Origin of the sequence: Streptomyces olivochromogenes (assembly GCF_001514115.1) — a bacterium.
Classification (GTDB): domain Bacteria; phylum Actinomycetota; class Actinomycetes; order Streptomycetales; family Streptomycetaceae; genus Streptomyces; species Streptomyces olivochromogenes.
In genome coordinates this window covers 88,204-111,110 of the sequence record NZ_KQ948476.1, presented here as the reverse complement: position 1 = coordinate 111,110, position 22,907 = coordinate 88,204, and the positions used below count along the sequence as shown (strand labels likewise).

18 protein-coding genes and 1 pseudogene are annotated in these 22,907 nt (G+C 70.9%); 13 read left to right on the top strand and 6 right to left on the bottom strand.

All coding sequences use genetic code 11. The annotated features are described in order from the left end of the window. Nucleotides 1-11: 11 nt before the first annotated feature. Nucleotides 12-1,022: a zinc-dependent alcohol dehydrogenase gene (locus tag AQJ27_RS43405; protein WP_067382064.1), complete on the bottom strand. Its 1,011-nt coding sequence runs from the start codon at nt 1,020-1,022 to the stop codon at nt 12-14. Next, a complete protein-coding gene (locus tag AQJ27_RS43400; RefSeq protein ID WP_067382061.1) occupies nt 1,015-1,446 on the bottom strand; it encodes a tautomerase family protein in 432 nt (143 codons plus the stop codon). The genes AQJ27_RS43405 and AQJ27_RS43400 overlap by 8 nt, the downstream gene beginning before the upstream one ends. A 127-nt stretch (nt 1,447-1,573) precedes the next feature. Here AQJ27_RS43400 and AQJ27_RS60305 point away from each other — a divergent pair, with 127 nt between their 5' ends. The 6 genes and pseudogenes from AQJ27_RS60305 (at nt 1,574) to AQJ27_RS43375 (ending at nt 6,247) form a co-directional block, all read left to right on the top strand. Further along, complete coding sequence (locus AQJ27_RS60305; RefSeq protein ID WP_268814615.1) at nt 1,574-1,708, top strand: hypothetical protein; 135 nt, start codon at nt 1,574-1,576, stop codon at nt 1,706-1,708. Between the two features lie 732 nt (nt 1,709-2,440). Beyond that, nucleotides 2,441-4,054 (top strand): annotated as a pseudogene (locus AQJ27_RS43390) (MFS transporter); the annotation flags it as partial. Nucleotides 4,055-4,088: 34 nt separating this feature from the next. Continuing rightward, entirely contained in the window at nt 4,089-4,607 is a 519-nt protein-coding gene (locus AQJ27_RS59370; protein WP_079065714.1) for a hypothetical protein, read from the top strand. Between the two features lie 33 nt (nt 4,608-4,640). Further along, on the top strand, nt 4,641-4,838 hold the full coding sequence (locus tag AQJ27_RS43385) for a hypothetical protein (protein ID WP_067382057.1): 198 nt from the start codon (nt 4,641-4,643) through the stop codon (nt 4,836-4,838). A 167-nt stretch (nt 4,839-5,005) separates the two neighbouring features. Continuing rightward, nucleotides 5,006-5,668: an HdeD family acid-resistance protein gene (locus AQJ27_RS43380; protein WP_067382054.1), complete on the top strand. Its 663-nt coding sequence runs from the start codon at nt 5,006-5,008 to the stop codon at nt 5,666-5,668. A 111-nt stretch (nt 5,669-5,779) separates the two neighbouring features. Further along, nucleotides 5,780-6,247, top strand: a complete 468-nt coding sequence (locus tag AQJ27_RS43375; RefSeq protein ID WP_067382052.1) for an SHOCT domain-containing protein — start codon at nt 5,780-5,782, stop codon at nt 6,245-6,247. A gap of 64 nt (nt 6,248-6,311) precedes the next feature. Here AQJ27_RS43375 and AQJ27_RS53390 read toward each other — a convergent pair whose 3' ends face one another. Further along, nucleotides 6,312-8,483, bottom strand: coding sequence for a SpoIIE family protein phosphatase (locus tag AQJ27_RS53390; RefSeq protein WP_079065700.1), 2,172 nt, complete (start codon nt 8,481-8,483; stop codon nt 6,312-6,314). A 404-nt stretch (nt 8,484-8,887) separates the two neighbouring features. Here AQJ27_RS53390 and AQJ27_RS43365 point away from each other — a divergent pair, with 404 nt between their 5' ends. The 3 genes from AQJ27_RS43365 to AQJ27_RS43355 all read left to right on the top strand — a co-directional run bounded on the left by AQJ27_RS43365 (nt 8,888) and on the right by AQJ27_RS43355 (nt 12,843). Then, a complete protein-coding gene (locus AQJ27_RS43365) occupies nt 8,888-10,627 on the top strand; it encodes a SulP family inorganic anion transporter (RefSeq protein ID WP_067382049.1) in 1,740 nt (579 codons plus the stop codon). A gap of 223 nt (nt 10,628-10,850) precedes the next feature. Further along, a complete protein-coding gene (locus AQJ27_RS43360; protein ID WP_067382153.1) occupies nt 10,851-11,732 on the top strand; it encodes a universal stress protein in 882 nt (293 codons plus the stop codon). A 229-nt stretch (nt 11,733-11,961) separates the two neighbouring features. Continuing rightward, nucleotides 11,962-12,843 carry a universal stress protein gene (locus AQJ27_RS43355; protein ID WP_067382046.1) on the top strand — a complete coding sequence of 294 codons (882 nt, stop codon included), beginning with the start codon at nt 11,962-11,964 and terminating at the stop codon, nt 12,841-12,843. 5 nt (nt 12,844-12,848) lie between these two features. On the opposite strand, the gene ppk2 is transcribed toward AQJ27_RS43355, so the two are convergent. Further along, nucleotides 12,849-13,652 carry a polyphosphate kinase 2 gene (ppk2, locus tag AQJ27_RS43350; protein WP_067382043.1) on the bottom strand — a complete coding sequence of 268 codons (804 nt, stop codon included), beginning with the start codon at nt 13,650-13,652 and terminating at the stop codon, nt 12,849-12,851. A 97-nt stretch (nt 13,653-13,749) separates the two neighbouring features. On the opposite strand from ppk2, the gene AQJ27_RS43345 reads away from it, so the two are divergent. From AQJ27_RS43345 to AQJ27_RS43330, 4 genes are all read left to right on the top strand, one after another. Then, nucleotides 13,750-16,134, top strand: a complete 2,385-nt coding sequence (locus AQJ27_RS43345; RefSeq protein WP_067382041.1) for a phosphoketolase family protein — start codon at nt 13,750-13,752, stop codon at nt 16,132-16,134. A 96-nt stretch (nt 16,135-16,230) separates the two neighbouring features. After that, on the top strand, nt 16,231-16,974 hold the full coding sequence (locus AQJ27_RS43340; RefSeq protein ID WP_067382038.1) for an HAD family hydrolase: 744 nt from the start codon (nt 16,231-16,233) through the stop codon (nt 16,972-16,974). A gap of 2 nt (nt 16,975-16,976) precedes the next feature. After that, on the top strand, nt 16,977-19,355 hold the full coding sequence (locus tag AQJ27_RS43335; RefSeq protein ID WP_067382035.1) for a glycoside hydrolase family 65 protein: 2,379 nt from the start codon (nt 16,977-16,979) through the stop codon (nt 19,353-19,355). A gap of 90 nt (nt 19,356-19,445) precedes the next feature. Next, nucleotides 19,446-21,206, top strand: a complete 1,761-nt coding sequence (locus tag AQJ27_RS43330) for a sensor histidine kinase (protein WP_067382032.1) — start codon at nt 19,446-19,448, stop codon at nt 21,204-21,206. A 180-nt stretch (nt 21,207-21,386) separates the two neighbouring features. Here AQJ27_RS43330 and AQJ27_RS43325 read toward each other — a convergent pair whose 3' ends face one another. After that, nucleotides 21,387-22,088, bottom strand: coding sequence for a response regulator (locus AQJ27_RS43325; RefSeq protein WP_067382029.1), 702 nt, complete (start codon nt 22,086-22,088; stop codon nt 21,387-21,389). A gap of 134 nt (nt 22,089-22,222) precedes the next feature. Then, nucleotides 22,223-22,885 carry a CBS domain-containing protein gene (locus AQJ27_RS43320; RefSeq protein ID WP_067382026.1) on the bottom strand — a complete coding sequence of 221 codons (663 nt, stop codon included), beginning with the start codon at nt 22,883-22,885 and terminating at the stop codon, nt 22,223-22,225. Between the last annotated feature and the right edge of the window lie 22 nt (nt 22,886-22,907).

Below are 22,907 nucleotides of genomic sequence, written 5' to 3'. Positions count from 1 at the left end.
TCGCGTCGTGGTCAGCCGTCGGCGCGCACGAAGACGGGCTTGAGGTGCTTCTCGGGCAGGGCATCGGGGAGTTGCTCCCAGTCGAGGACGTGGGAGACCACCCGTGCCGGGTCGACCTTGCCGGAGCGGGCGAGGTCGAGGGCGTCGGGGATGTGGTTGCGGACGTTGTCGCGGGCGATGCGCAGGGTGACGCCGGTGAGGTACATGTCCAGGAGGGGTAGTCCGCCGGGGCGGAAGTGGTTGCCGGCTGACTCGCAGATGCCTTCCGGGGCAACGGACTTGACGGCCAGAGCGAGTTGGTCGACGCGGCCGGTGGCCTCTACGGCGATGTCGAAACCGTGGCGGATGGGTTCGAGCGCCTCGGCGGTCGCGGCGCCGTAGCCGCGGGCGATCTCGCGGTGTTCGGGGTCCGGGTCGACGTAGAGGACGTTGGAGGCACCGAGTGCGCGGGCGATGTCGCACACGTACAGGCCGATGCTGCCGCGGGCGACAACCAGGACCCGGGCGCCGGGCCTGTTCTTGAGGTGGGGTGCGACCAGCCGCCAGGACAAGGACCAGTTGTCACTGGCGGAGGCCATCGCGACCGGGTCCAGACCTTCCGGCAGGGGCACCAGCATGGCGTCCGCCCACGGCACCCGGACCAGGTCGGAGAAGAGCCCGCCCCAGCTCCCGCCGATCGGCGCGCCGTACATCGCCATGTGCGGTACGGCCGTGCAGTGGGCGGTCAGTCCTGCGCGGCAGTTGGCGCAGGTGCCACAGTTGATGGACCAGGGGACCACCACCAGATCGCCGGGGGCCACGGCCGTCACCGCGTCGCCGATCTCGACGACCCGGGCCACGCACTCGTGACCGAGAGCGAACGGCGGGTCGATGAAACCGTGCCCGGCCAGGATCGCGGAGTCCACGTCGCAGGAGGTGGCCGTGACTGGGGCGACGATCGCCTCCTGGTCCGACTGGAGCTTCGGGTCGGGCGCCTCGCGCCACTCGACGGTGCGCTTCGCGACGTAGGTCAGTTCACGCATCGGTGCGCTGCCCCTTTGCCAGTGCCACCAGGTCGGCGTAGCGGATGACGGACCCTCCAGCTCCCCAGGTGCCGTCGGGCTGCTCGTGCACCAGCACCCAGACCCGCAGCGCGTCGTCCTCAGGCAGCCCGGCGGCGCCGAGCACAGTCTTCGTCGCATCCTCGACCAGGCCCGCCTTCCGGCGCTCGGACAGCGCGCCCTGCGGGACGGTGACGTCCACGAGGAAGCGAGGCGCGTCGTCCTCGGCGGTGGTCTGTGCGCCTTCTGGCAGTTCGACAAGGTAACTCCACGCCTGGGCGCGGAAGAACGCGGTGTCGGGCGCTCCCTCCCAGCGGAGCAGGACGGTGGCCAGGTCGCGCTGGACGGTCGTACGGCCCTCCTCGGTCAGGGAGCCGGGCGGGACGGTGAGCCGGATCATCGGCATGACGAAATCTCCCTTTGTGAGGTGCACACGGTTTATGACAGTCGCTATAGCCGGGCTCACGCTAGACTATGACGATCGTTATAGCCAGAGAGGGGCATCGCCTTGGCCCCATCCAGCGCGCCGTCGCGTGACCGCATCGTGGCCGGTGCCGTCGACATGGTGGGGCTCCAGCGGCGGCGTCCTCTCCGTCCTCCCCCTCCTCGACAGCGGCGTGTTCACCGAGGAGAAGATCAAGGCGATCCGCACGGCGATCGACGCCTGAGCCCGAAAGCCGCACGCCGTCAGGCTCGGCGGGCGAGCGCGTCATCGACGCGAAGCTGAGCGGCTGGTCGCGCAAGGTGTCGGCACCGCCGTGTTCGTCGGCTGCCGCCTCCCACAGCGCCGTCAGCTCTTCCTGTGGACGGAAGCGGTGCTGCTTGCGGTACCAGGCGGACGCCCGTGATGGCGGCCATAGCCGCACTCGCCTTCGTCTTCTCCTTCGGGAACGTCTGGACCCTTGCGCGTCGGCTCGGAGTTCCCCACCCCATCGCACCCCTGATCGCGCCCATGGTCGACCTGTGTGCTGCGGCACACCTACGCCTCGATCATGCTGGAGGCGGGGGAGTCCGTGGTGACGCTGGCGCGATGGCTCGGGCACTCTTCGCCCACTGTCACGCTTGGTTACTATGCCCACTTCATGCCGGAGGCTGGGAGTAAGGGGCGCGCCGTCATTGACGGGCTGCTCGGGCGGCAGGGGGATCGGCCTGCCAGTCGAAACTCCCCAGATCGTGGTCGACTCCCGACGCGGTGCGCCGGGCACGCGAGCTGCGGTTGCCATGACTTGTTCACGGCTCCACCGGTCCGTGGTCATGGCCGCGCGGTAGCAGGCTCGCCCGTGGCGGGTGAGGCGCCGGACGGGCTTCTGAGCTGGCATGGAGGGGGCGGCCGGTCGTCGGCGGTCGCTGCCCGGGTGACGCCCACCGGCGTCCCGGGCCGACTCGGTGAGGTGGACACCGTGAAGCACTGGCGGGCTCTGATCGTCCTGGGGACGGCCCAGTTCCTGATGGTCCTGGACACCTCCGTCATGAACGTCTCCATCAGCCAACTGGTCGAGGACTTCCACACCGAGGTCACCACCATCCAGGCCGTCATCACGCTCTATGCCCTGGTCATGGCGGCGTTCATGATGATCGGCGGCAGGCTCGGGGACATCCTGGGCCGTCGCCGTCTGTTCATCCTCGGGCTCGTCGTCTACGGCATCGGGTCGGCCCTGACCGCCCTCGCTCCCACTGTGTGGGTCCTCGCACTGGGCTGGTCCGTCATCGAGGGACTCGGCGCCGCGCTGGTACTTCCGGCCATGGCGGCGCTCGTCGCGGAGTCGTACCACGGACGGGAGCGGGCTGTCGCTTACGGAGTCATCGGCGGACTCGCCGGAGCGGGGATCGCGGTCGGCCCCCTGCTGGGCGGCTGGGTGACGACGTACCTCTCCTGGCGCCTGGTCTTCGCGGGTGAGGTCGTGGTCGTCGCGGCCATCCTCTGCTTCCACCGGGTGGTCGCCGAATCCGTCCGGGCCGACCCGCGCCCCCGGCTGGACGTGGTGGGTGCCGCACTCTCGGCGGCCGGACTCGGGCTGGGTGTGCTCGGTGTGCTGCAGAGCAGCTCCTGGGGATGGGTACAGCCCCGGAACCCGCCCTTCACCGTGCTGGGCTTCGCCCCCACGCTGTTCGTCATCAGCGCGGGCGCGGTCGTCCTTGCGCTCTTCGTCCACTGGGAACGGAGACGGGACGCCCACGGCGCCGATCCGTTGGTGCACCTGCCTCTGCTGAGCAGGCCTCCCCTGCGATCCGGTCTGATGACTCTGCTGAGCCAGAACCTCATCCTGCTGGGACTGTTCTTCACCATCCCGCTGTACCTGCAGGTCGTGCAGGGCTTCGACGCCTTCCAGACGGGTCTGAGACTGCTCCCCGTGTCCATCACCATGCTTGTCACCTCCATGGGCGCCGCCAGGCTGGGACGGGTGGCGGGACCGCGCCGGGTGGTCCGACTGGCCCTGGTGACCCTGGCGGCGGCCATCGTGTGGCTGCTGGCCACCATCGAGCCGGTCATCGACGATGCGCAGTTCGCCGGAGCCATGGCCCTGCTCGGGGTGGGCATGGGCCTGCTCGCCTCACAGCTGGGGAACGTCGTTCAGTCCAGCGCTGACGAACAGGAACGCAGCGAGGTCGGAGGACTCCAGTTCACCGCCCAGAATCTGGGCTCCGCGCTGGGCACCGCGCTCATCGGATCACTCCTCATCGGCGCCCTGGCCAACGCCTTCACCACGCACGTCGAGCAGAACCCGTCCCTGTCGGACGAAACCCGGCATCAGACCGCGATCGCCCTCGAAGCCGGGGTGAAATTCGTCCCCACCGACCAGGTGCGCTCGGCGGCCGAGCGTGCCGGGCTGCCGCCGTCCGAGGTCGACGCCGTCACGGATTCGTACGCGTCGGCGCAGCTCGACGGCTTGAAGGCGGCGATCCTCGCCACCGGCGGAATCACCCTCGCCGGTTTCCTCGTCACCACGCACCTGCCGACCGCGCGGACGGGGCGTCCGAAGCATCCCGAATCCGAGGATGCGGCCGATGCCCCCCGGTCCGGTGCGCTGAATCGGAGAGAAGGCACTGATGCCCCGGACCGAACCTGCCGCGGCCTCGGCGGCCGACGCCGACCACCGGGCGCAGGCCGACTACACCGGTGGTGTCTACGGGTCCATGCTCGCCGCGTCGGTGGTGATCGGCACCGGGACGCTGGGCTCGTTCCCCCACCTGGAGCTGGCGGTGTTGCTGTTGGGCACCGGCGTGGCGTTCTGGATCGCGCACGTGCACGCCCAGCTGTTCGGGGCGCGTCTGGCCCGGCAGGCCCTGGACCGGAAGACCGTCGTCGAGGTGTGCCGTGCGGAGTGGCCGATCGTCAAGGCCGCCGTCCCGCCGACCGTGGCCGTGGCCGTCAGCCCGCTCCTGGGCCTCGGCCTCCAAGGCACCTTCTGGCTGGCGCTCGCCGTCGCCGTGGCCGGGCAGGTGGGCTGGTCGGCGGCAGCGGCACGCCGCGCGGGCGCCTCGTGGCGCCTCACGGCCGTCACCGCCTCGATCAATCTGCTGCTCGGCCTGCTGATCATCTCGTTCAAGCTCGTCCTGACGCATTGAAAGCCTGACGCATTGAAAGGTCGTTCCGAGCCCATGCGCTACGAGATCCGTGTCGAGGGACACATGACGGAGACGCTGACCAAGGCGTTTCCGGAGATGGATCACGTGGTGATGTCCGGTCAGACCGTCCTGTTCGGCCCCGTGGTCGACGAGGCCCAGCTGTACGGGCTGCTGGCCCGCTGCCAGTCGCTGGGACTGCACGTCATAGAGATGCGCCGGCTGCCGGAGTGACCGGGCGTACGCCGTCCCGGGGGCAGGGACGATCACCCGCCGGGGGTGACCCGGCAACGGGCGGCGCGCGGGACGCTGAGCCGGTGAAGTCCCCGCACACCGTCCCGTCGGCGGTCCGGCGACGACCCGCTCGACCGCGTCAGGACTCGACCGCGTGAGGAGGAGCCATGACCGAATCGCGTGGTCCGGCGCCGCGTACCGAGGCCGGGCCGAGGCCCGAAGAGGCTGCCTCTCTGCCACCCACCGACCCCGAGGAACTCCTGGCGGGACTCGGCCGCTCATGGACCTGGATCCTGGCTTCGGCGATCACGACGCTGGTGCCGGGCATCCTGGTGCTGGTGTGGCCGGACGAGACCCTGCACATCCTGGCGGTACTCATCGGTCTCTATCTGGTCGTGACCGGGGGGTTCCGCTTCGTGGCGGTCTTCGGCCGCGAGGAGCACGGCGAGCGGATTCCCGGGCTCCTGCTCTCGATCCTGTTCGTCCTGGCGGGGGTGCTGTGCCTCAGGAACCCGCTGCAGACCATCGCCGCGCTCTCGCTGATCGTCGGCGTCGTCTGGCTCGCGTCCGGCATGCTGACCGCCTACACGGCCATCGCCATGAAGGCCCTCCCGCACCGTGGCGTCGTCTTCTGCGCCGCGGCGCTCGGCATCGTCGCGGGCGTCGTGGTGCTCGCCCTGCCGACCGAGTCCGCCCGCGCCCTGACCCGGCTGCTCGGCCTGTGGCTCGTACTGCTCGGCCTGATCGAACTGGTCCTCGCCTTCGCCTGGCGGGCCGCACTGCGCCGCGCACGCGCCACGGCCCCCTACGGCTCCGCCCAGTCGCCCTGAGACTCGGCGGGGACGTTCACCCGTCCCGGGTGAGGCCGGACGAACCTTGCCGTGCGCATGCTGAATCGGGAGGAACGACCGCCGGGCGAACGCCCGGGATGGAGGAGCGACATGAGCACACAGATGTACCTCGCGTACGACTACCCGCTGTTGAGCGTCTTCTGGAGCATGCTCTGGTTCTTCCTGTGGATCATGTGGTTCATCCTGCTCTTCCGGATCATCATCGACATCTTCCGTGACGACGAGCTGGGTGGTTGGGCCAAGGCCGGCTGGCTCCTGTTCGTCATCCTCCTGCCCTTCCTGGGTGTCCTCGTGTACGTGATCGCCCGCGGCAAGAACATGGGTCGCCGAGAGGTGAATCAGGCCCGTGCACAGCAGGAGGCCTTCGACTCCTACATCCGGCAGGCGGCGGGCGGCGGCAGCGGAACCAGCAGCGTCGACGAACTCGCCAAGCTGTCCGAGATCCGCGCCCGTGGCGACATCACGGACGACGAGTTCCGCAGGGCGAAGGAACTCGTCCTGAGCGGTCAGGGCCCGTCCAGCGGCTCGGGCTCGGGTACCGCCACCTCCGGCAAGTGAGCGCCGGACGAGGCGACGCCGGGCAGCACGAGGTCACCAGGCAGCACGATGACGGCGGGATCGCTCACAGGTGGAGGGTGAACCAGGTGGTCTTGCCGTCGTCGGTGGGTCGCACGCCCCAGTCGTCGGCGAGCGCGCGGACGAGGATCAGTCCGCGCCCGGATTCGTCGTCCTCGGCCGCGAAGCGGGGTTGGGGCAACTGAGGGCTGTGATCGCCGACTTCGACCGTCAGGTCCAAGGCGGTCCTGCACAGGTGCAGTCCGATGGGGCCCTGGGCGTGCTGAACGGCGTTGGTGAGGACTTCTGAGAGCAGCAGCCGCGCGTCGTCGGACTTGGTGGCGCAGCCCCACGAGGTGAGGGCCTTGCTGAGGAAGGCTCGGCCCTCGGGGACGGAGTCGGGGACCGCCGGGAGGTCGAGGGAGACGGCGGCCAGCGGAGCGTCGGGCAGCCGAGTCAGCAGCAGGGTGACATCGTCGTTGTGGCCCTCGGCGTCGGGCAGCAAGGTGGTCAGGACGTGGTCGGCGGCCATTTCCAGGTCGGGGGCGGTGCTGAACAGGTCGCTCAGCGTGCTGGTGAGCTGGGAGAGCTGGTCCTCGATGTCGCTGCCGGGGGTTTCGATCAGTCCGTCGGTGTAGAGCACGAGGGTGGCGCCGGGCGGGATGACCGCGCTGCACTGCTGGTAGAGGACATCACCCACGCCGAGGGGCGCGTTGACCGGCGCGGACAGCGCACGGGCGCCCTCGCCCGGGGTGGCCACCAGGGTGGGCAGATGTCCGGCGGAGCAGATCGTCACCGCGCCCGCGTCGGCCGCGATCACCAGGTAGCAGCACGTGACCAGTTGGTCCGGGACGTCGAGGTCGGCGACGGCCGCGTCGAGGGCCTGCATGAGCTGGCGGGGCTGCATACCGGTCTTGGCCAGGGCGTGTGCGGCGGAACGCAACTGGCCCATCACGGCGGCGGCTTCCAGCCCGCGTCCCATCACGTCGCCGATCAGGACGCCGACGCGGCCGGCGCCCAGCGGGACCAGGTCGAACCAGTCGCCGCCCACCCCGGCCCCCTGGGTGGCGGGCCGGTAGCGGCTGGCGGTCGTGAGACCGGGGATGGCGGGCGGAGTGCCCATCAGACTGCGCTGCAGGGTCAGGGCGATGTGCCGCTGTTGTTCGTACAGGACGGTCAGCTCGGCTTCGGCCCGCTTGCGATCGCTGATGTCGCGGACGATGGCACAGGCGCCGATGACCTCACCGTCGGGGGAACGGGTCGGCCACAGGGTGATGTCGACGTCGAGGAGATCGCCGTGACGGGTGACCCGCAGCGTCTCGAAGTGCTCGACCCTTTCCCCGTTGCGCAACCGGTCCATCAGGAGGTCGATCTCGTGGCCGTGGTCGGGCGGGGCCAGCAGGGACACATGGCGGCCCATGACCTGGGCGCGGGTGTACCCGTAGAGGCGCTGGGCGGCGGCGTTCCAGTAGGTGATGTGCCCGTCGAGGGTCTTGGCGAGGATCGCGTCCTGGGAGGACTCGACGAGCGCGGCCAGCTCGTTGATGCGTTCCTCGGCCGCCTTGCGGTCGCTGACGTCGCGGACGGCGGCGGAGACGAGGAGGCCGTCGGTGGTCTCCAGCGGGCTGAGGCTGATCTCGACGGGGAACTCGGTGCCGTCCTTGCGTAGGCCGTGGAGTTCGAGCCCGGCGCCCATGGGGCGCACCTGACGGTTGTCGGTGTAGCCGGTCCGGTGCGTGGTGTGGAGGGTTCGGAAGCGGTCGGGTACGAGCAAGTCCACCGTCCGGCCGAGGAGTTCCTCGCGCCCGTAGCCGAAGAGCGCTTCCGTCTGGGCGTTGACGAGCCTGATCGTCCCTGTGTCGTCCACGATCACCATGGCGTCCGGCGCCGCCTCCAGCAATCCCCGGAACCGGTCCTCGGCCGCCTTGCGGTCGCTGACGTCGCGGACGGCGGCGGAGACGAGGAGGCCGTCGGTGGTCTCCAGGGGGCTGAGGCTGATCTCGACGGGGAACTCGGTGCCGTCCTTGCGCAGGCCGTGGAGTTCGAGCCCGGCGCCCATGGGACGCACCTGACGATTCTCGGCGTAGCTGGAGCGGTGCAGCGAGTGGTGGGTTCGGAAGCGGTCGGGTACGAGCAAGTCCACCGTCCGGCCGAGGAGTTCCTCGCGCCCGTAGCCGAAGAGCGCTTCGGTCTGGGCGTTGACGAGTGTGATCGTCCCGGTGTCGTTCACGATGATCATGGCGTCGGGCGCCGCTTCCAGGAGCCCCCGAAACCTGTCCTCGGCGCCTCCCGAACGGGCACCGCACTCCCCGCCACAGCAGGTCAACGCCACGCAGCCGGACGCCGGGTCCGGTGCGGCCGAAGCCGAACTGATCGTTTCTTCCACGTTCGCCCCCCAGGGACCCGCCGCACGGGGTCGCTCGGGCCATCTCAGCGCACTTGGGTCGCGATCACTCGGGCATGTCTCTTTCTGGCCGCACCGCGGTCGATCGTGTCTGCGGTGGGCGCGGGCTTCGTCCGTCTGCCGACACGTTCAGTCGTCGGTCGGTCCGGCCGGGCGACGGCGGATCGGCCGTGCGGCGGGACGACCGTGCGGCGGGACTACCGTCGGGCGATGCTGAAGAAGGTGACGAAGGGAGCCCCATGTCCGAGCGCTCGGATGCGGCCGCCGGGGCGGGCCGACGTGGTCTCGTGCGGCGGACGGCTCCCGGCCTCGCCGTACTGGCCGGCTACCACCGTTCGTGGCTGCGCGGCGACCTGCTGGCCGGAGTGACCGTCGCGGCCTATCTCGTTCCGCAGGTCATGGCCTATGCGGGCCTCGCGGGACTGCCGCCGGTCGCGGGACTGTGGGCGATCCTTCCCGCCCTGCTGCTGTACACCCTGCTGGGTTCGTCACGGCTGCTGTCCGTCGGGCCCGAGTCGACCACCGCGCTGATGACCGCCACCGTGGTGGGGCCCCTCGCGGCGGGCGCCCCGGACCGGTACGCCGCGCTCGCCGCCGGGCTCGCGGTCGTGGTCGGGGCGATGTTCCTGGTGGCGTGGGTGGCACGGCTGGGCTTCCTCGCCGACCTTCTGTCACGACCGATCCTGGTCGGCTACCTGACAGGCGTGGCGCTCATCATCATCGTCGACCAGCTCCCCAAACTGACCGGTGTCCGCACCTCGGGATCCGAGTTCTTTCCTCAACTGCTCTCCTTCGTGAGGAACCTGGGAGAAGCCCATCCCGCCACGGTGATCTTCTCTGTGGCGGCGATCGCGTTCCTTTTCGCGGTCGCGCGGTTCTTCCCCGGTGTCCCAGGTCCCCTGCTGGCCCTCGTGCTCGGCACGGCGGCCGTCGCGGTCTTCGGACTCGAGGACCACGGCATCGCCGTCATCGGCGCGGTACCGGCCGGGCTGCCGAGCCCCGGCCTGCCGACGCCGGGAGACCTGCCGCAACTGGTACTGCCGGCAATCGGCGTGCTCCTGGTCGGCTACACCGACGTCATCCTCACCGCGCGCGCCTTCTCGGCCCGCGGCGAAGAACTCGACCCCAACCAGGAGCTGTTGGCCCTGGGAGGCGCGAACCTGGGGGCGGGCGTGCTGCACGGCTTCCCGGTGAGCAGCAGCGCCAGCCGTACCGCGCTCGCGCACTCGGCCGGGGGCCGCAGCCAGGCGTACTCGCTCGTCGCCGGCGCGGTGGTCCTCGCCGTGTTGCTGTTCCTCAGCCCGCTCCTCGCGCACACGCCGGCGACCGTGCTGGGCGCCCTGGTCGTCTATGCCGGGGTTCGCATGATGGATCTGGCCGGGTTCCGGCGGCTGGCCGCCTTCCGGCGCCGGGAGTTGCTCCTGGCTCTGGGCTGTCTGGCCGGAGTGCTGGCCCTGGACATCCTGTACGGCGTGCTCGTGGCGGTCGGGCTCTCCGTCGTGGAGCTGCTCACCCGGGTGGCCCGCCCGCACGACGCGATCGAGGGTCTGGTGCCGGGACTGGCCGGCATGCACGACGTCGACGACTATCCACAGGCCCACACGGTCCCCGGTCTGCTCGTCTACCGCTACGACTCGCCCCTGTTCTTCGCCAACGCCGAGGACTTCAAGCGACGGGCGCTGGCGGCGGTCGAGCGACACGAAGGTCCTGTCGACTGGTTCGTCCTCAACACCGAGGCCATCGTCGAGGTGGACATCACCGCGCTCGACGCGGTCGACGCCCTGCGCCAGGAACTCGAACAGCGTCACATCGTCTTCGCGCTCGCCCGCGTCAAGCAGGACCTGCGCGACGACCTCGACGCCTTCGGGCTGACCGAGGCCATCGGCGCCGACCGGATCTTCCCGACCCTGCCCACGGCCCTGGCCGCCTTCCGGGAGTGGCTCCGGCGCGGAGGCCGTTACCGTGACAGGGAGACGTAGCCGGCTTCCTCGAAGGGCGTCGGGCAGAGGCGGTGCCCCTTGGTGTGGTCGTGCGGGACAAGGCCCAACAGCCCCTGCGGACAGGGCCGCCGTCCCACACTCGCCCCGCGGGCGCATAGGGCCGATCGGCCCCTTCCGGGGACCTGCGGCCCCTGCACCGCGAACCCCCACGACACGACGATGGAACCGGGGTCGAGCGATCCCGGCTCAGGAGGTGGAGATCATGCCCCGCACGGTCACCGTAGGCCTCGACGGCTCGCCCGAGAGCCTTGCCGCCGCCGACTGGGCGGCCCGTGAGGCGAAGCTGCGCCGGCTGCCGTTGAAGCTGGTCAACGTCTGGGAGCCCGCTCCGACCCCCATCGCCCAGGCCCCACTGCTCGGGCCCGAGACCCGTCAGCAGTGGAGCGACCACATACCGCGTGAAGCGGCCGGGGAACTGCGGGCGGCCCACCCAGGGGTCGACGTGCTCGTCGAGCAGGTCACCGGGCGGCCGGCCGAGGTGCTGACCGACGCCGCGAAGGACGCCGAACCGCTGGTCCTCGGATCCCGTGGCCTGAGCGGGATGGGCGGTTTCGTGGTCGGCTCCGTCGGCCTGGCCGTCGTGGCCCACGCCGAGCGTCCGGTCGTCCTCGTACGGGCCGAAGGAGACACCTCGGGCACCGACTCCGGCGTTCCGGCCCCGCGACCCGTTGTGCTCGGGCTCGACACCACGGCCCCCGACGACACCCTGATCGGCTTCGCCTTCGAGGCGGCCGTCCTGCGCGGCGCCTCCCTGCGTGTCGTCCACGGCTGGAACGAGCCGCCCTACATCGCGTACGGCATGCCCCCTGACCTGGAACTGAACGCCCAGATCGGCGCGGGGGAGGCCGCCGCCGTGAGCGAGGTGCTGCGGCCGTGGCGACAGAAGTTCCCGACGGTGGACGTCGTCGAGGACTCCCTGTCAGGGAAGGCGGCCAACCACCTCGTGGAGGCCTCCGCGGAGGCCTCCCTGGTCGTCGTCGGCCGCCGTATCCGCCGTTCGGCGCTCGGCGTCCACATCGGGCCGGTCACCCATGCCGTACTGCACCACGCCACCGCCCCCGTCGCCGTGGTCCCGCACGACTGAGGCCCGGCACGACCGATCACCAGGCACGACCGATCACCCGACGACACAACCGATCAACCGACACGACTCACCATCAGACGCGCCTCACCACCCGAGGAGAGCGCCCATGAATGCGGCAGTCGTACGAGCGTGGAGGGAGACTTGTCATGGTGGCCGTGCCCGCGCACGGGACCATCCGGGTCATCCGCGCGTCCCGGCCCCTCGTCTCCGGCGAAGGACGGTGAGGACGGTGGAGCTGCCCCTGGTCGTGGGCGTCGACGGTTCGGAGCCCAGCCTGCGCGCCGTGGACTGGGCGACGGACGACGCCGCGCTGCGCGGCGCACCGCTGCGCCTGGTGTACGCGTCGTTGTGGGAGCGCTACGAGGGCGCCGCGCTCGCCGAGGGCCCAGGCAGGTCCTCGGAGCAGATGATGGCCGACAACATCGTCGAGACCGCCGCGCGCCGGGCCCACCGCCGGGCCCCCGAGGTGAAGGTCACCACCCACGTCCTGCCCGACGACGCGGCGAGCGTGCTGCTGAACGAGGCGCACACCGCCGCCGCGCTGGTCCTCGGGTCGCGCGGCCGCGGCGGCCTCGCCGAACTGCTGCTCGGCTCGGTCAGCCTCACGGTCGCCGGCCGCGCCGCCTGCCCGGTGATCGTGCTGCGCGGCGACCAGGACAACCAGGCAGGGGCCACGACGTACCGGCGTGTGGTCCTCGGAGTCGGCGAGGAGCCGCACGGCACGGTGGCCACCCGGTTCGCCTTCGAGGAGGCCGAGGTCCACAAGGCCACCCTGGACGCCGTACGGGCCTGGCGCTGTCCGGCGTACGAGAGCGCCGACGACCCGCTGCTCGAGGGTGAACCGGCCCGTTTGCACGAGCAGCGGGCCGCGGAGATCATGGAGTCGGCGCTGAGCAAGGCCGCGGACGAGCATCCCGCGGTGGATCTGCACCGCAGGACCGCCGAGGGCAGCGCCCGCCGGATCCTGCTGGACGCCTCGGACGGCGCCGACCTGCTGGTCGTCGGAGTCCGACGCCACCACGGACTCGCCGGACTCCAGCTCGGCCGGATCGCCCACACGCTCCTGCATCACTCCGCCTGCCCGGTCGCCGTCGTACCGCAACGGGGATGAGCGACTCAGAGGGTCGCCGCGTGGTCGGGGACGTACGTCTGCAGATCGCGCGGCGGGCGCACGTAGCCCGTCGACGCCGGCCGGGGCGGCAGTTCGAGAACCGGTGGCTTCACCTCGTGGTACGGAACGGAGCCGAGCAGGTGGGCGATCATGTTCAGGCGGGCCCGGCGCTTGTCGTCGCTCTCCACGATGTACCACGGAGCCTCCGAGACGTCCGTGTGCACCAGCATGTCGTCCTTGGCCCGGGAGTACGCCTCCCAGCGGGTGATCGACTCCAGGTCCATCGGGGACAGCTTCCAGCGCCGCGTCGGATCCTTCAGCCGGCGCCGGAACCGCTTCTGCTGCTCCGCGTCGCTCACCGAGAACCAGTACTTGCGCAGCAGGATCCCCTCCTCGACCAGCATCCGTTCGAAGATCGGGCACTGGCGAAGGAAGAGCTGGTGTTCCTCCTTCGTGCAGAAGCCCATGACCTGCTCGACGCCGGCGCGGTTGTACCAGCTCCGGTCGAACAGCACGATCTCCCCGGCGGCGGGCAGATGCTCGACATACCGCTGGAAGTACCACTGGGTGCGCTGGCGCTCGGTCGGCTTGGGCAGCGCCACGGTCCGTGCGACGCGCGGATTGAGGAGCTCCGACACCCGCTTGATCGTGCCGCCCTTGCCCGCCGCGTCCCGGCCCTCGAAGACCACCACGAGCCGGGCGCCCTCGGTGCGCACCCACTCCTGAAGCTTCACCAGCTCCGTCTGCAGGCGCAACAGCTCCCGCTCGTACGCCTCAACCGGCACCTTCGCCGTCTTCTCGCCGGCCATGCCGCCTCCTCCGCTCGATCACGCACACCGATGCCACGCCCTGCGACACGCCCCGCGACACGCCTCGTGACGCACCTCGATGACTTACGGAGTCACCATGCCCAAGGTCGAACACCAGGACAGCACCGTACTGACCGACGAGGAACTGCGCACCCTGGACGCCCACTGGCGAGCCGCCAACTACCTTGCCGTGGGCCAGATCTACCTGCTCGCCAACCCGCTGCTGACCGAACCCCTGACCCCCGCGCACATCAAGCCGCGGCTGCTCGGCCACTGGGGCACCTCACCCGGCCTCAACCTGGTGCACACGCACCTCAACCGGGTGATCAAGGCCCGTGGTCTGGACGCGCTGTGCGTGTGGGGGCCCGGACACGGCGGGCCCGCGGTCCTCGCCAACTCCTGGCTGGAGGGGACCTACAGCGAGACCTACCCGAGCGTCTCGCGGGACGCGGCCGGCATGGAGCGGCTGTTCCGGCAGTTCTCGTTCCCCGGCGGGGTGCCCAGCCATGTCGCGCCCGAGACCCCGGGCTCGATCCACGAGGGCGGTGAGCTCGGCTACTCGCTGGCGCACGCCTACGGGGCCGCCTTCGACAACCCGGACCTGCTGGTCGCCTGCGTCATCGGTGACGGTGAGGCGGAGACGGGGCCGCTGGCCGCGTCCTGGCACTCCAACAAGTTCCTCGACCCGGTCCACGACGGCGCCGTGCTGCCGATCCTGCACCTCAACGGCTACAAGATCGCCAACCCGACCGTCCTGTCCCGGATCCCGGAGGCCGAACTCGACGAGCTGCTGCGCGGCTACGGCCACGACCCGATCCACGTCACCGGCGACGACCCGCACGAGGTCCACCGTGCGATGGCGGACGCCTTCGACCGGGCCCTGGACAGCATCGCGCTGATGCAGCGCACCGCCCGCGAGGACGGCGCGGCCGAGCGGGTGCGCTGGCCCGTGATCGTGCTGCGCACCCCGAAGGGCTGGACGGGACCGGCGGAGGTCGACGGCCTGCCCGTCGAGGGCACCTGGCGCGCCCACCAGGTTCCGCTGGCCGCGGTCCGCGAAAACCCGGAACACCTGCGGCAGTTGGAGACCTGGCTGCGCTCGTACCGTCCCGAGGAACTCTTCGACGCCGAGGGGCGCCCCGTCGCCGACGTCCTCGCCTGCGTACCCGACGGCTCGAAGCGACTGGGCGGCACCCCGCACGCCAACGGCGGCCTGCTCGTCCGTGATCTGCCCATCCCGTCCCTCGACCGCTACGCCGTCCCCGTCGACAAACCGGGCGCCACTCTGCACGAGCCCACCCGGGTCCTCGGCGACCTCCTCGAACAGGTCATGAAGGACACCTCCCAACGCCGGGACTTCCGCCTGGTGGGCCCCGACGAGACCGCCTCCAACCGGTTGGGAGCCGTCTTCGGCGCCAGCGGCAAGGCCTGGCAGGCGCAGACCCTCCAGGTGGACGAGCACCTGGACCGGCACGGCCGAGTGATGGAGATCCTCTCCGAACACCTCTGCCAGGGCTGGTTGGAGGGCTACACGCTGACCGGCCGGCACGGGCTGTTCTCCTGCTACGAGGCGTTCGTGCACATCGTCGACTCGATGGTCAACCAGCACATCAAGTGGCTCAAGACGTCGAGGGAGCTGGCATGGCGCGCCCCGATCGCCTCCCTCAACTACCTGCTCACCTCGCACGTCTGGCGCCAGGACCACAACGGCTTCTCGCACCAGGACCCCGGCTTCGTCGACCACGTCCTCAACAAGAGCCCCGGGGTCGTACGGGTCTATCTGCCGCCGGACGCCAACACCCTGCTGTCGGTGGCGGACCACGTGCTGCGCAGCCGCGACTACGTCAACGTCGTCGTCGCCGGCAAGCAGCCCTGCTTCGACTGGCTCTCCATGGACCAGGCCCGCGACCACTGCGCCCGCGGCGCCGGGATCTGGGAGTGGGCGGGCTCGGCGAACGGGGACCGCGAACCGGACGTCGTTCTCGCCTGCGCGGGTGACGTCCCCACCCTGGAGATCCTGGCCGCCTCCGATCTGCTGCGACGCCATCTGCCCGAGCTCGCCGTCCGCGTCGTCAACGTCGTCGACATGACCCGGCTGCTGCCGCGCGACGAACACCCGCACGGGATGGGCGACTTCGAGTACGACGGGCTGTTCACCACCCACAAGCCGGTGATCTTCGCGTACCACGGCTACCCCTGGCTGATCCACCGGCTCGCCTACCGCCGCACCGGCCACGCCAACCTGCACGTACGCGGCTACAAGGAGATGGGCACCACCACGACCCCGTTCGACATGGTCGTCCGCAACGACATGGACCGCTACCGCCTCGTCATGGACGTGATCGACCGCGTCCCCGGCCTCGGCGTCCGTGCCGCCGCGGTCCGCCAGCAGATGGCCGACGTCCGCACCCGCCACCACGCCTGGATCCGCGAACACGGCACCGACCTGCCCGAGGTCGCCGACTGGACCTGGAGCGGCTGAGCCTCCACCCCGCACCGGCCGAAATCCCGCACCCCGCAAGGGAGTTCAACGCCATGACGTACGCATCGGCATCGACATGAGGGTGGCCGACCACCGATGAGCGCGGAGCGGAACGGCACGGCCCAAGCACCCCGTGCGCTGCGGGGGACGCGGGCCGTGGTCCTCGACACCGACGGCGTCATCACGGACTCCGCGCGGCTGCACGCCGCCGCGTGGAAGACGGCCTTCGACGCCTTTCTGCGCCCACGCGGCGAGCGCCCCTTCGACCCGCGCGAGGACTATCTGCGCCACGTCGACGGCAAGTCGCGCCTCGACGGAACCGCGGCCTTCCTCGAATCCCGGGGGCTGCGGCCCTCCGATGCCGAGATCCGGGCCGTCGCCGCCCACAAGGAACGGCTGTTCACCGAGCGGCTGCGCGCCGGGCGCGTCGACGCCTACCCGGGCACGGTCCGCCTGCTGCGCGCCCTGCGGTCCGCCGGGATCCCGCTGGCCGCCGCCTCCGCCTCCCGGCACGCGACCGAACTCCTCGAACAGGCGGGAGTTCGCAGTCTCTTCGACACACTGGTGGACGGAGGGGAGGCCGCTCGGCTGGGGCTGCCCGGGAAACCCGACCCCGCTCTCTTCCTGGAGGCGACCCGCCGCCTCGGGGTCCCCGCCGAACACGCCGCCGTCGTCGAGGACGCCCTCGCCGGAGTCGAGGCCGGGCGACGCGGCGGATTCGGTCTCGTCGTGGGCGTCGACCGCGCCCGCACCCCGGCCACCCGGACCGCCCTGATGGAGCACGGCGCGGACCTGGTGGTCGAGGACCTCGCGGAGCTGCTCACACGGAAGGAGGACTGAGGATGTCCGACTGGACCTGGGCGTACGAAGGCTACGAGCCCGCGCAGGAGCGGCTGCGCGAGGCACTGTGCACCCTCGGCAACGGCTACTTCGCCACCCGGGGCGCGGCTCCCGAGTGCGCGGCGGACCCCGTCCACTACCCGGGCACGTACGCGGCGGGCTGCTACAACCGCCTCACCTCGGACGTGGCCGGACACCGCGTCGAGAACGAGGACATGGTCAACCTCCCCAACTGGCTGCCGCTCCGGCTCCGTACCGCCTCCGGGGCCTGGCTCACGCCCGACACCCACAAGCTTCTCGACCACCACCAGAGCCTGGACCTGCGCGCGGGCATCCTGGAACGAACCCTTCGGTACGAAGATGAGGAGGGGCGTCTGCTCGCCGTACGGCAGGTGCGCCTTGTCCACATGGCCGACCCCCATCTCGCGATGCTGCGCACGGAGTTGACGGCCCAGGGCTGGTCCGGGGAGATCGAGGTCGAGACGGCGCTCGACGGGAGGGTCGCCAACACCGGGGTGGAGCGCTACCGCTCCCTCGCCTCCCGGCATCTCGCGGACGTCCGGACCGGCACCGCGGCGCCGGAAACGATCTGGCTGGAGTGCCGGACCAACACCTCCGACATCAGGATCGGCCTGGCGGCCCGCACGGTCACCGACGTACCCGCCCGGACCGTGGACGCACACGAGGACGCGCGGGCGGCTCAGCTGCTGCGGCTCTCCCTGGCCGACGGCCGGACGGTCACGGTCGACAAGACCGTCGCCCTGCACACCTCCCACGACCCGGCCATCGAGGAGCCGGCGCACGCCGCCCTCGACCGGGTCGGCCGTGCTCCGGACTTCGCGACCCTGCTGGACTCCCACCGCACGGCCTGGCAACAGCTGTGGCGCAACGCCGAGTTGGACGTGCCGAACAGCGCGGGCCCGGTGCTGCGACTGCACCTCTTCCACCTGCTCCAGACGCTCTCCCCGCACACCGCGGAGCTGGACGTCGGAGTGCCGGCGCGCGGTCTGCACGGCGAGGCCTACCGCGGACACGTCTTCTGGGATGAACTGTTCGTCCTGCCGTACCTCAACCTGCACTTCCCCGAGGTCTCCCGCGCCCTGCTCACCTACCGCCACCGCCGCCTCGAGCAGGCCTGCCGGGCCGCGGTCGACGCCGGGCACACCGGCGCGATGTACCCGTGGCAGAGCGGCAGCGACGGCCGGGAGGAGACCCAGCAACTGCACCTGAACCCGCGCTCGGGGCGCTGGCTGCCCGACCACTCGCGGCTCCAGTACCACGTCGGCTCGGCGATCGCGTACAACGTGTGGCAGTACTGCGAGGCGAGCGGCGACACCGAGTTCCTGCACACCAAGGGCATCGAGATGCTCGTGCAGATCGCCCGCTTCTGGGCCGGCCTCGCGGCGTACGACGGGACGCTTGGCCGGTACCGGATCCGTGGCGTCGTCGGCCCCGACGAGTACCACGACGCCTATCCCGGCGCCGCGCGGCAGGGACTCGACGACAACGCGTACACCAACGTCACCGCGGCCTGGGTGATCGCCCGCACCCTCGATGTCCTCTACGACCTGCCCGAACTGCCCCGCCGGGACCTCTGTGAGCGCACCGGCCTCGACGCGGCCGAACTCGACGGCTGGCAGGAGGTCTCCCGGAAGCTGCATGTGCCCTTCCACGCCGGGGTGATCAGCCAGTTCGAGGGCTACGGCGCCCTGGAGGAGCTGGACTGGGACGGCTACCGGACCCGCTACGGCGACATCCGGCGGCTCGACCGGATCCTGGAGGCCGAGGACGACAGTGTCAACCGCTACCAGGCGTCCAAGCAGGCGGACGTCCTGATGCTGGGCTACCTCTTCTCGCCCGCCGAGCTAGGCGGGCTGTTCCGCAGGCTGGGGCACGAGGTGGACGACACCGTCTGGCGGCGCACCGTCGACCACTACCTGCGCCGCACGAGTCACGGCTCGACGTTGAGCAGCCTGGTGCATGGGTGGGTGCTGGCCCGGGCGCGGCGCGCGGAGGCGTGGACGTTCGTGCACGAGGCCCTGGCCGGGGACGTCGTCGATCTGCAGGGCGGCACCACGGGGGAGGGCATCCACCTCGGTGCCATGGCCGGCACCCTCGATCTCGTCCAGCGCTGCCTGACCGGTCTGGAGACCCGGGGCGGCGCGCTGCGGCTCGATCCGGTGCCGCTGCCGGAGTTCTCCGAGTACGGCTTCGCCATCCGCTACCGGGGCCATCATGGAGTGCAACTGCGCCTGACGACCGACCAGTTGATGCTGGCAGTGCCTGCGTCCGACCAGGACCCGATCGACATCGCCCTCGCGGACCGCACCGTGTCCGTGGCACCCGGGGAGTCCTGCACCCTCACCCTGCCGGACCAGTGACCGGACGGTCCCTCGGGTCGCCAGGCAGTACGGTGAGGGCAGGCGGACTGGTGTGCGGCCTCTTGTCCGCCGAATGGGCCGGAGGAAGCGATGGGCGCGGAGACACGCGGGGGATCCGAGCAGCATGTGCCCAAGCTTCGGCTCGACGAGCTGCTGGGTGAGCTGCAGGTGCGCATCGACGCCGTCCGCGGCACTCGGGACCGCCTGCACAGCCTGCTGGAGGCCGTCCTGTCGGTCGGACGGGAGCTGGACCTGCCCCAGGTACTGCGCAGCATCGTCGAGGCCGCCGTCGTCCTGGTGGACGCCGAGTACGGGGCCCTGGGCGTGATCGGCGTCGACCGGAAGCTGTCCGCGTTCATCACCGTCGGCATCGACGAGGAGCGGCGGTCCGAGATCGGGACGCTGCCCAGCGGGCACGGACTTCTCGGCGAGCTGATCCGGCACCCGGTCCCTCTGAGGCTGCCGGAGCTCTGCGAGCACCCCGAGTCGTACGGCTTCCCCGCCCACCATCCGCCGATGCACTCCTTCCTCGGCGTACCGATCCGGGTGCGGGACGAGGTGTTCGGGAACCTGTATCTCACCGAGAAGCGCAACGAGCGGGAGTTCGACGCGGAGGACGAGTCCGTCCTGGCGACGCTGGCCGTGGCCGCCGGCGTCGCCATCGAGAACGCGCGGCTGTACGAGGAGACCAGGCTCCGCGAACGCTGGCAGCGGGCCAGCGGGAAGGTCACCAGCGTTCTGCTGACCGGCGCGCCGGGCGCGGAGGTGCTGGAACTGATCGTCGACGAGGCGCGGAAGATCGTCTCCGCGGACATGGGGCTGATCGCGGAGCACGTGGCGGGCGAAGAGGAGCTACGGCCGGCGCTGGCCGTCGGGCTCGGCGCGGAGGAGCGCGGTGGCCTGGTGATGTCGGCCAGGGGCGGTTTCGTCGGAGCCGCGCTCAGCTCCGCGGAGCCGGTGGTCAGCGCCGACATCGAACACGATCCCCGCGTGGGCGAGGGCGAAGCCCAGTGGGCCGGGCTCGGACCCGTCGTCGCGGTGCCGCTCGGTACCAGCGGCAAGGCGCGGGGCGTGCTGCTGCTGGGCCGGTTGCGGGGCGGCACACCGTTCGGCGACGCGGACACCGGACCGCTGCTCGGGTTCGCCGACCAGGCCGCACTGGCGCTGGAGCTGGCCGAGCGACGGCGGGACGCGGAACAGATCGCGTTGCTCCAGGACCGCGACCGCATCGCCCGGGACCTGCATGACCTCGCCATCCAGCGGCTCTTCGCGGCCGGCATGACACTGCAGAGCGCCCAGCGCTTCATGGAGCATGCCGAGGGCATGGAGCGACTGACACGGACCGTCGACGACCTCGACGACACCATCAAGATCATCCGGTCCACGATCTTCGGCCTGCGGACGCACGGCGGGGCCGGCCGGGACGGCAAGGGTCTGCGCGGCCGGGTCTCCGAGGCGGTCACGGCCTCGACCACGTCGTTCGGGTTCTCACCAGCGCTGCGGATCGAGGGGCTCGTCGAGACCGAAGTCCCCGGCGACATCGCCGACCACGCCGTCGCGGTGCTCGGCGAGGCGCTGAGCAACGCGGCCCGGCACTCCGGGGCGCACGCCGTGGATGTCCGGCTCCAGTGCGCCGGTGGCGAATTGACGCTCACCGTGACGGACGACGGCTGCGGGGTGCCGGCTGAGGTGCGGCGCAGCGGGCTGAAGAACATGGAGGACCGGGCCATCGCCCTCGGGGGCGTACTGACGCTCGGCGAACGGCCCGGGGGCGGTGGTACACGGCTGGTGTGGCGGGTACCGGTGAGCGCACCCGGCGCGGGCCCGGGGGGCGGTCCGGCGCATGGCTGAGACTGTCGGCGACCTGCGCGGCCGGTGTTCTGCGGGTGTGGGTGTGGGTGCGGGTGTGGGTGTGCATGAGGGTGCGCGTGAGTGTGAGGGTGCGGGTGAGCGTGAGGGTGCGCGTGGGGCTGCGGGTGCTGGGGGCGGGTCGCGCGGTTCCCCGCGGTCCTGAAGGGGTGTTCCCCGGGGTCAGCGGCTCTGGTGGTCGGCGGGGCCGGGGTGCTCCAGCTGGCTGGCCAGGACCGCCGCCTGGACCCTGCGCTGGACGCCGAGTTTGGCCAGCAGCCGGGAGATGTGGTTCTTCACCGTCTTCTCGGACAGGTAGAGTTTCTTGCCGATCTCACGGTTGGTGAGCCCGTCACCGATCAGCGCGAGGATGTCGCGCTCGCGGGGCGAGAGAGCGGCGAGTTCGGGAGCGAGCGCCGGGGCCTCGGTGGGGTCCGCGCGCAACGACCGCATCAGCCGGGCGGTCGTCGTGGGGTCCAGCATCGACTGACCGGAAGCCACGGTGCGTACCGCCGAGACCAGATCCGAGCCCTTGATCTGCTTGAGCACATAACCCGACGCTCCGGCCATGATCGCGTCGAGCAGGGCCTCCTCGTCGTCGAACGACGTCAGCATCAGGCAGGCCAGCTCCGGCATCTGACTGCGCAGCTCCCGGCAGACGCTGATCCCGTCGCCGTCCGGCAGGCGTACGTCCAGGACGGCCACGTGCGGCCGCAGCGCCGGGCCGCGCACCAGCGCGTGCGCCACGCTGCCCGCGTCGCCGACCACCGAGATGTCCGGCTCGGCGTCCAGGAGGTCGGTCAGACCGCGGCGCACCACCTCGTGGTCGTCCAGCAGGAAGACCCGGATGGGGTTCTGTTCCGTGAAGGTGCGCGCCTCGGCCATGACGACCCCCTGTTCGGTTTCAGTGGCGGACTGTGGACCACGAGCCGGCTGTGACGACGATCATCACCCTCCGGGGCCGAACTCACTAGGGCCGACCGGCCCAACTTGACCGCGGCCGTCGCGTCGGCCCCCGGTCACCGCTCCGGTCCGCGGGCCGGCCCCGTGAGCTCGAACTCCACGTCCACCACCCCTTCGACGGCCCGTACCAGGCGCGCGGCCACGGGCACCAACGACGTGTCCCGGACACGCCCGGCGAGGGTGACGACTCCGTCATGCACCTGTACCCGCACCGGTGACGACGGCGCACGGAACAGATACGACACCACCTCGCGGCGCACCTCCTCGGCGATGTCCTCGTCGTCCCGCAGGAACACCTTCAGAAGGTCGCCGCGGCTGACGACGCCTTCGAGCAGCCCCATGTCGTCGACGACGGGCAGCCGTTTGACCTTGGCGTGCGCCATCGTCCGTGCGGCCTGCGCGAGAGTCGCGTTCGCCCGGACGGTGACGGCCGGGGCCGTCATCATTTCCTCTGCGGTCACGGCGCCGGCCTTGGCGAGATCGGAGAGCCGCCGCAACTGCGTGTACCTGTCCGGATCGCTGTCGCGGAACTCCTCCTTGGGGAGCAGATCGGCCTCGGAGACCACGCCGATCACCCGGCCCTCGCCCTCCAGAACGGGCAGGGCACTGACCTTCCACTGTTCCATCAGCCGCACGATCTCCTTGAAGTTCGCCTCGCGGCCGACGGCGGCGACGGTGTGGGTCATCACGTCGCTGACGATGTGAGGGCTGCCGTGCACGGTGCCTCCTCGGTCGAGGGCG

Coding starts and splice junctions, on each gene's coding strand:
- AQJ27_RS43405 (WP_067382064.1), bottom strand. CDS start 1,022: ATGCGTGAACTGACCTACGTCGCGAAGCGCACCGTCGAGTGGCGCGAG.
- AQJ27_RS43400 (WP_067382061.1), bottom strand. CDS start 1,446: ATGCCGATGATCCGGCTCACCGTCCCGCCCGGCTCCCTGACCGAGGAG.
- AQJ27_RS59370 (WP_079065714.1), top strand. CDS start 4,089: ATGCCCCGGACCGAACCTGCCGCGGCCTCGGCGGCCGACGCCGACCAC.
- AQJ27_RS43385 (WP_067382057.1), top strand. CDS start 4,641: ATGCGCTACGAGATCCGTGTCGAGGGACACATGACGGAGACGCTGACC.
- AQJ27_RS43380 (WP_067382054.1), top strand. CDS start 5,006: ATGACCGAATCGCGTGGTCCGGCGCCGCGTACCGAGGCCGGGCCGAGG.
- AQJ27_RS43375 (WP_067382052.1), top strand. CDS start 5,780: ATGAGCACACAGATGTACCTCGCGTACGACTACCCGCTGTTGAGCGTC.
- AQJ27_RS53390 (WP_079065700.1), bottom strand. CDS start 8,483: ATGATCATCGTGAACGACACCGGGACGATCACACTCGTCAACGCCCAG.
- AQJ27_RS43365 (WP_067382049.1), top strand. CDS start 8,888: ATGTCCGAGCGCTCGGATGCGGCCGCCGGGGCGGGCCGACGTGGTCTC.
- AQJ27_RS43360 (WP_067382153.1), top strand. CDS start 10,851: ATGCCCCGCACGGTCACCGTAGGCCTCGACGGCTCGCCCGAGAGCCTT.
- ppk2 (WP_067382043.1), bottom strand. CDS start 13,652: ATGGCCGGCGAGAAGACGGCGAAGGTGCCGGTTGAGGCGTACGAGCGG.
- AQJ27_RS43345 (WP_067382041.1), top strand. CDS start 13,750: ATGCCCAAGGTCGAACACCAGGACAGCACCGTACTGACCGACGAGGAA.
- AQJ27_RS43340 (WP_067382038.1), top strand. CDS start 16,231: ATGAGCGCGGAGCGGAACGGCACGGCCCAAGCACCCCGTGCGCTGCGG.
- AQJ27_RS43335 (WP_067382035.1), top strand. CDS start 16,977: ATGTCCGACTGGACCTGGGCGTACGAAGGCTACGAGCCCGCGCAGGAG.
- AQJ27_RS43330 (WP_067382032.1), top strand. CDS start 19,446: ATGGGCGCGGAGACACGCGGGGGATCCGAGCAGCATGTGCCCAAGCTT.
- AQJ27_RS43325 (WP_067382029.1), bottom strand. CDS start 22,088: ATGGCCGAGGCGCGCACCTTCACGGAACAGAACCCCATCCGGGTCTTC.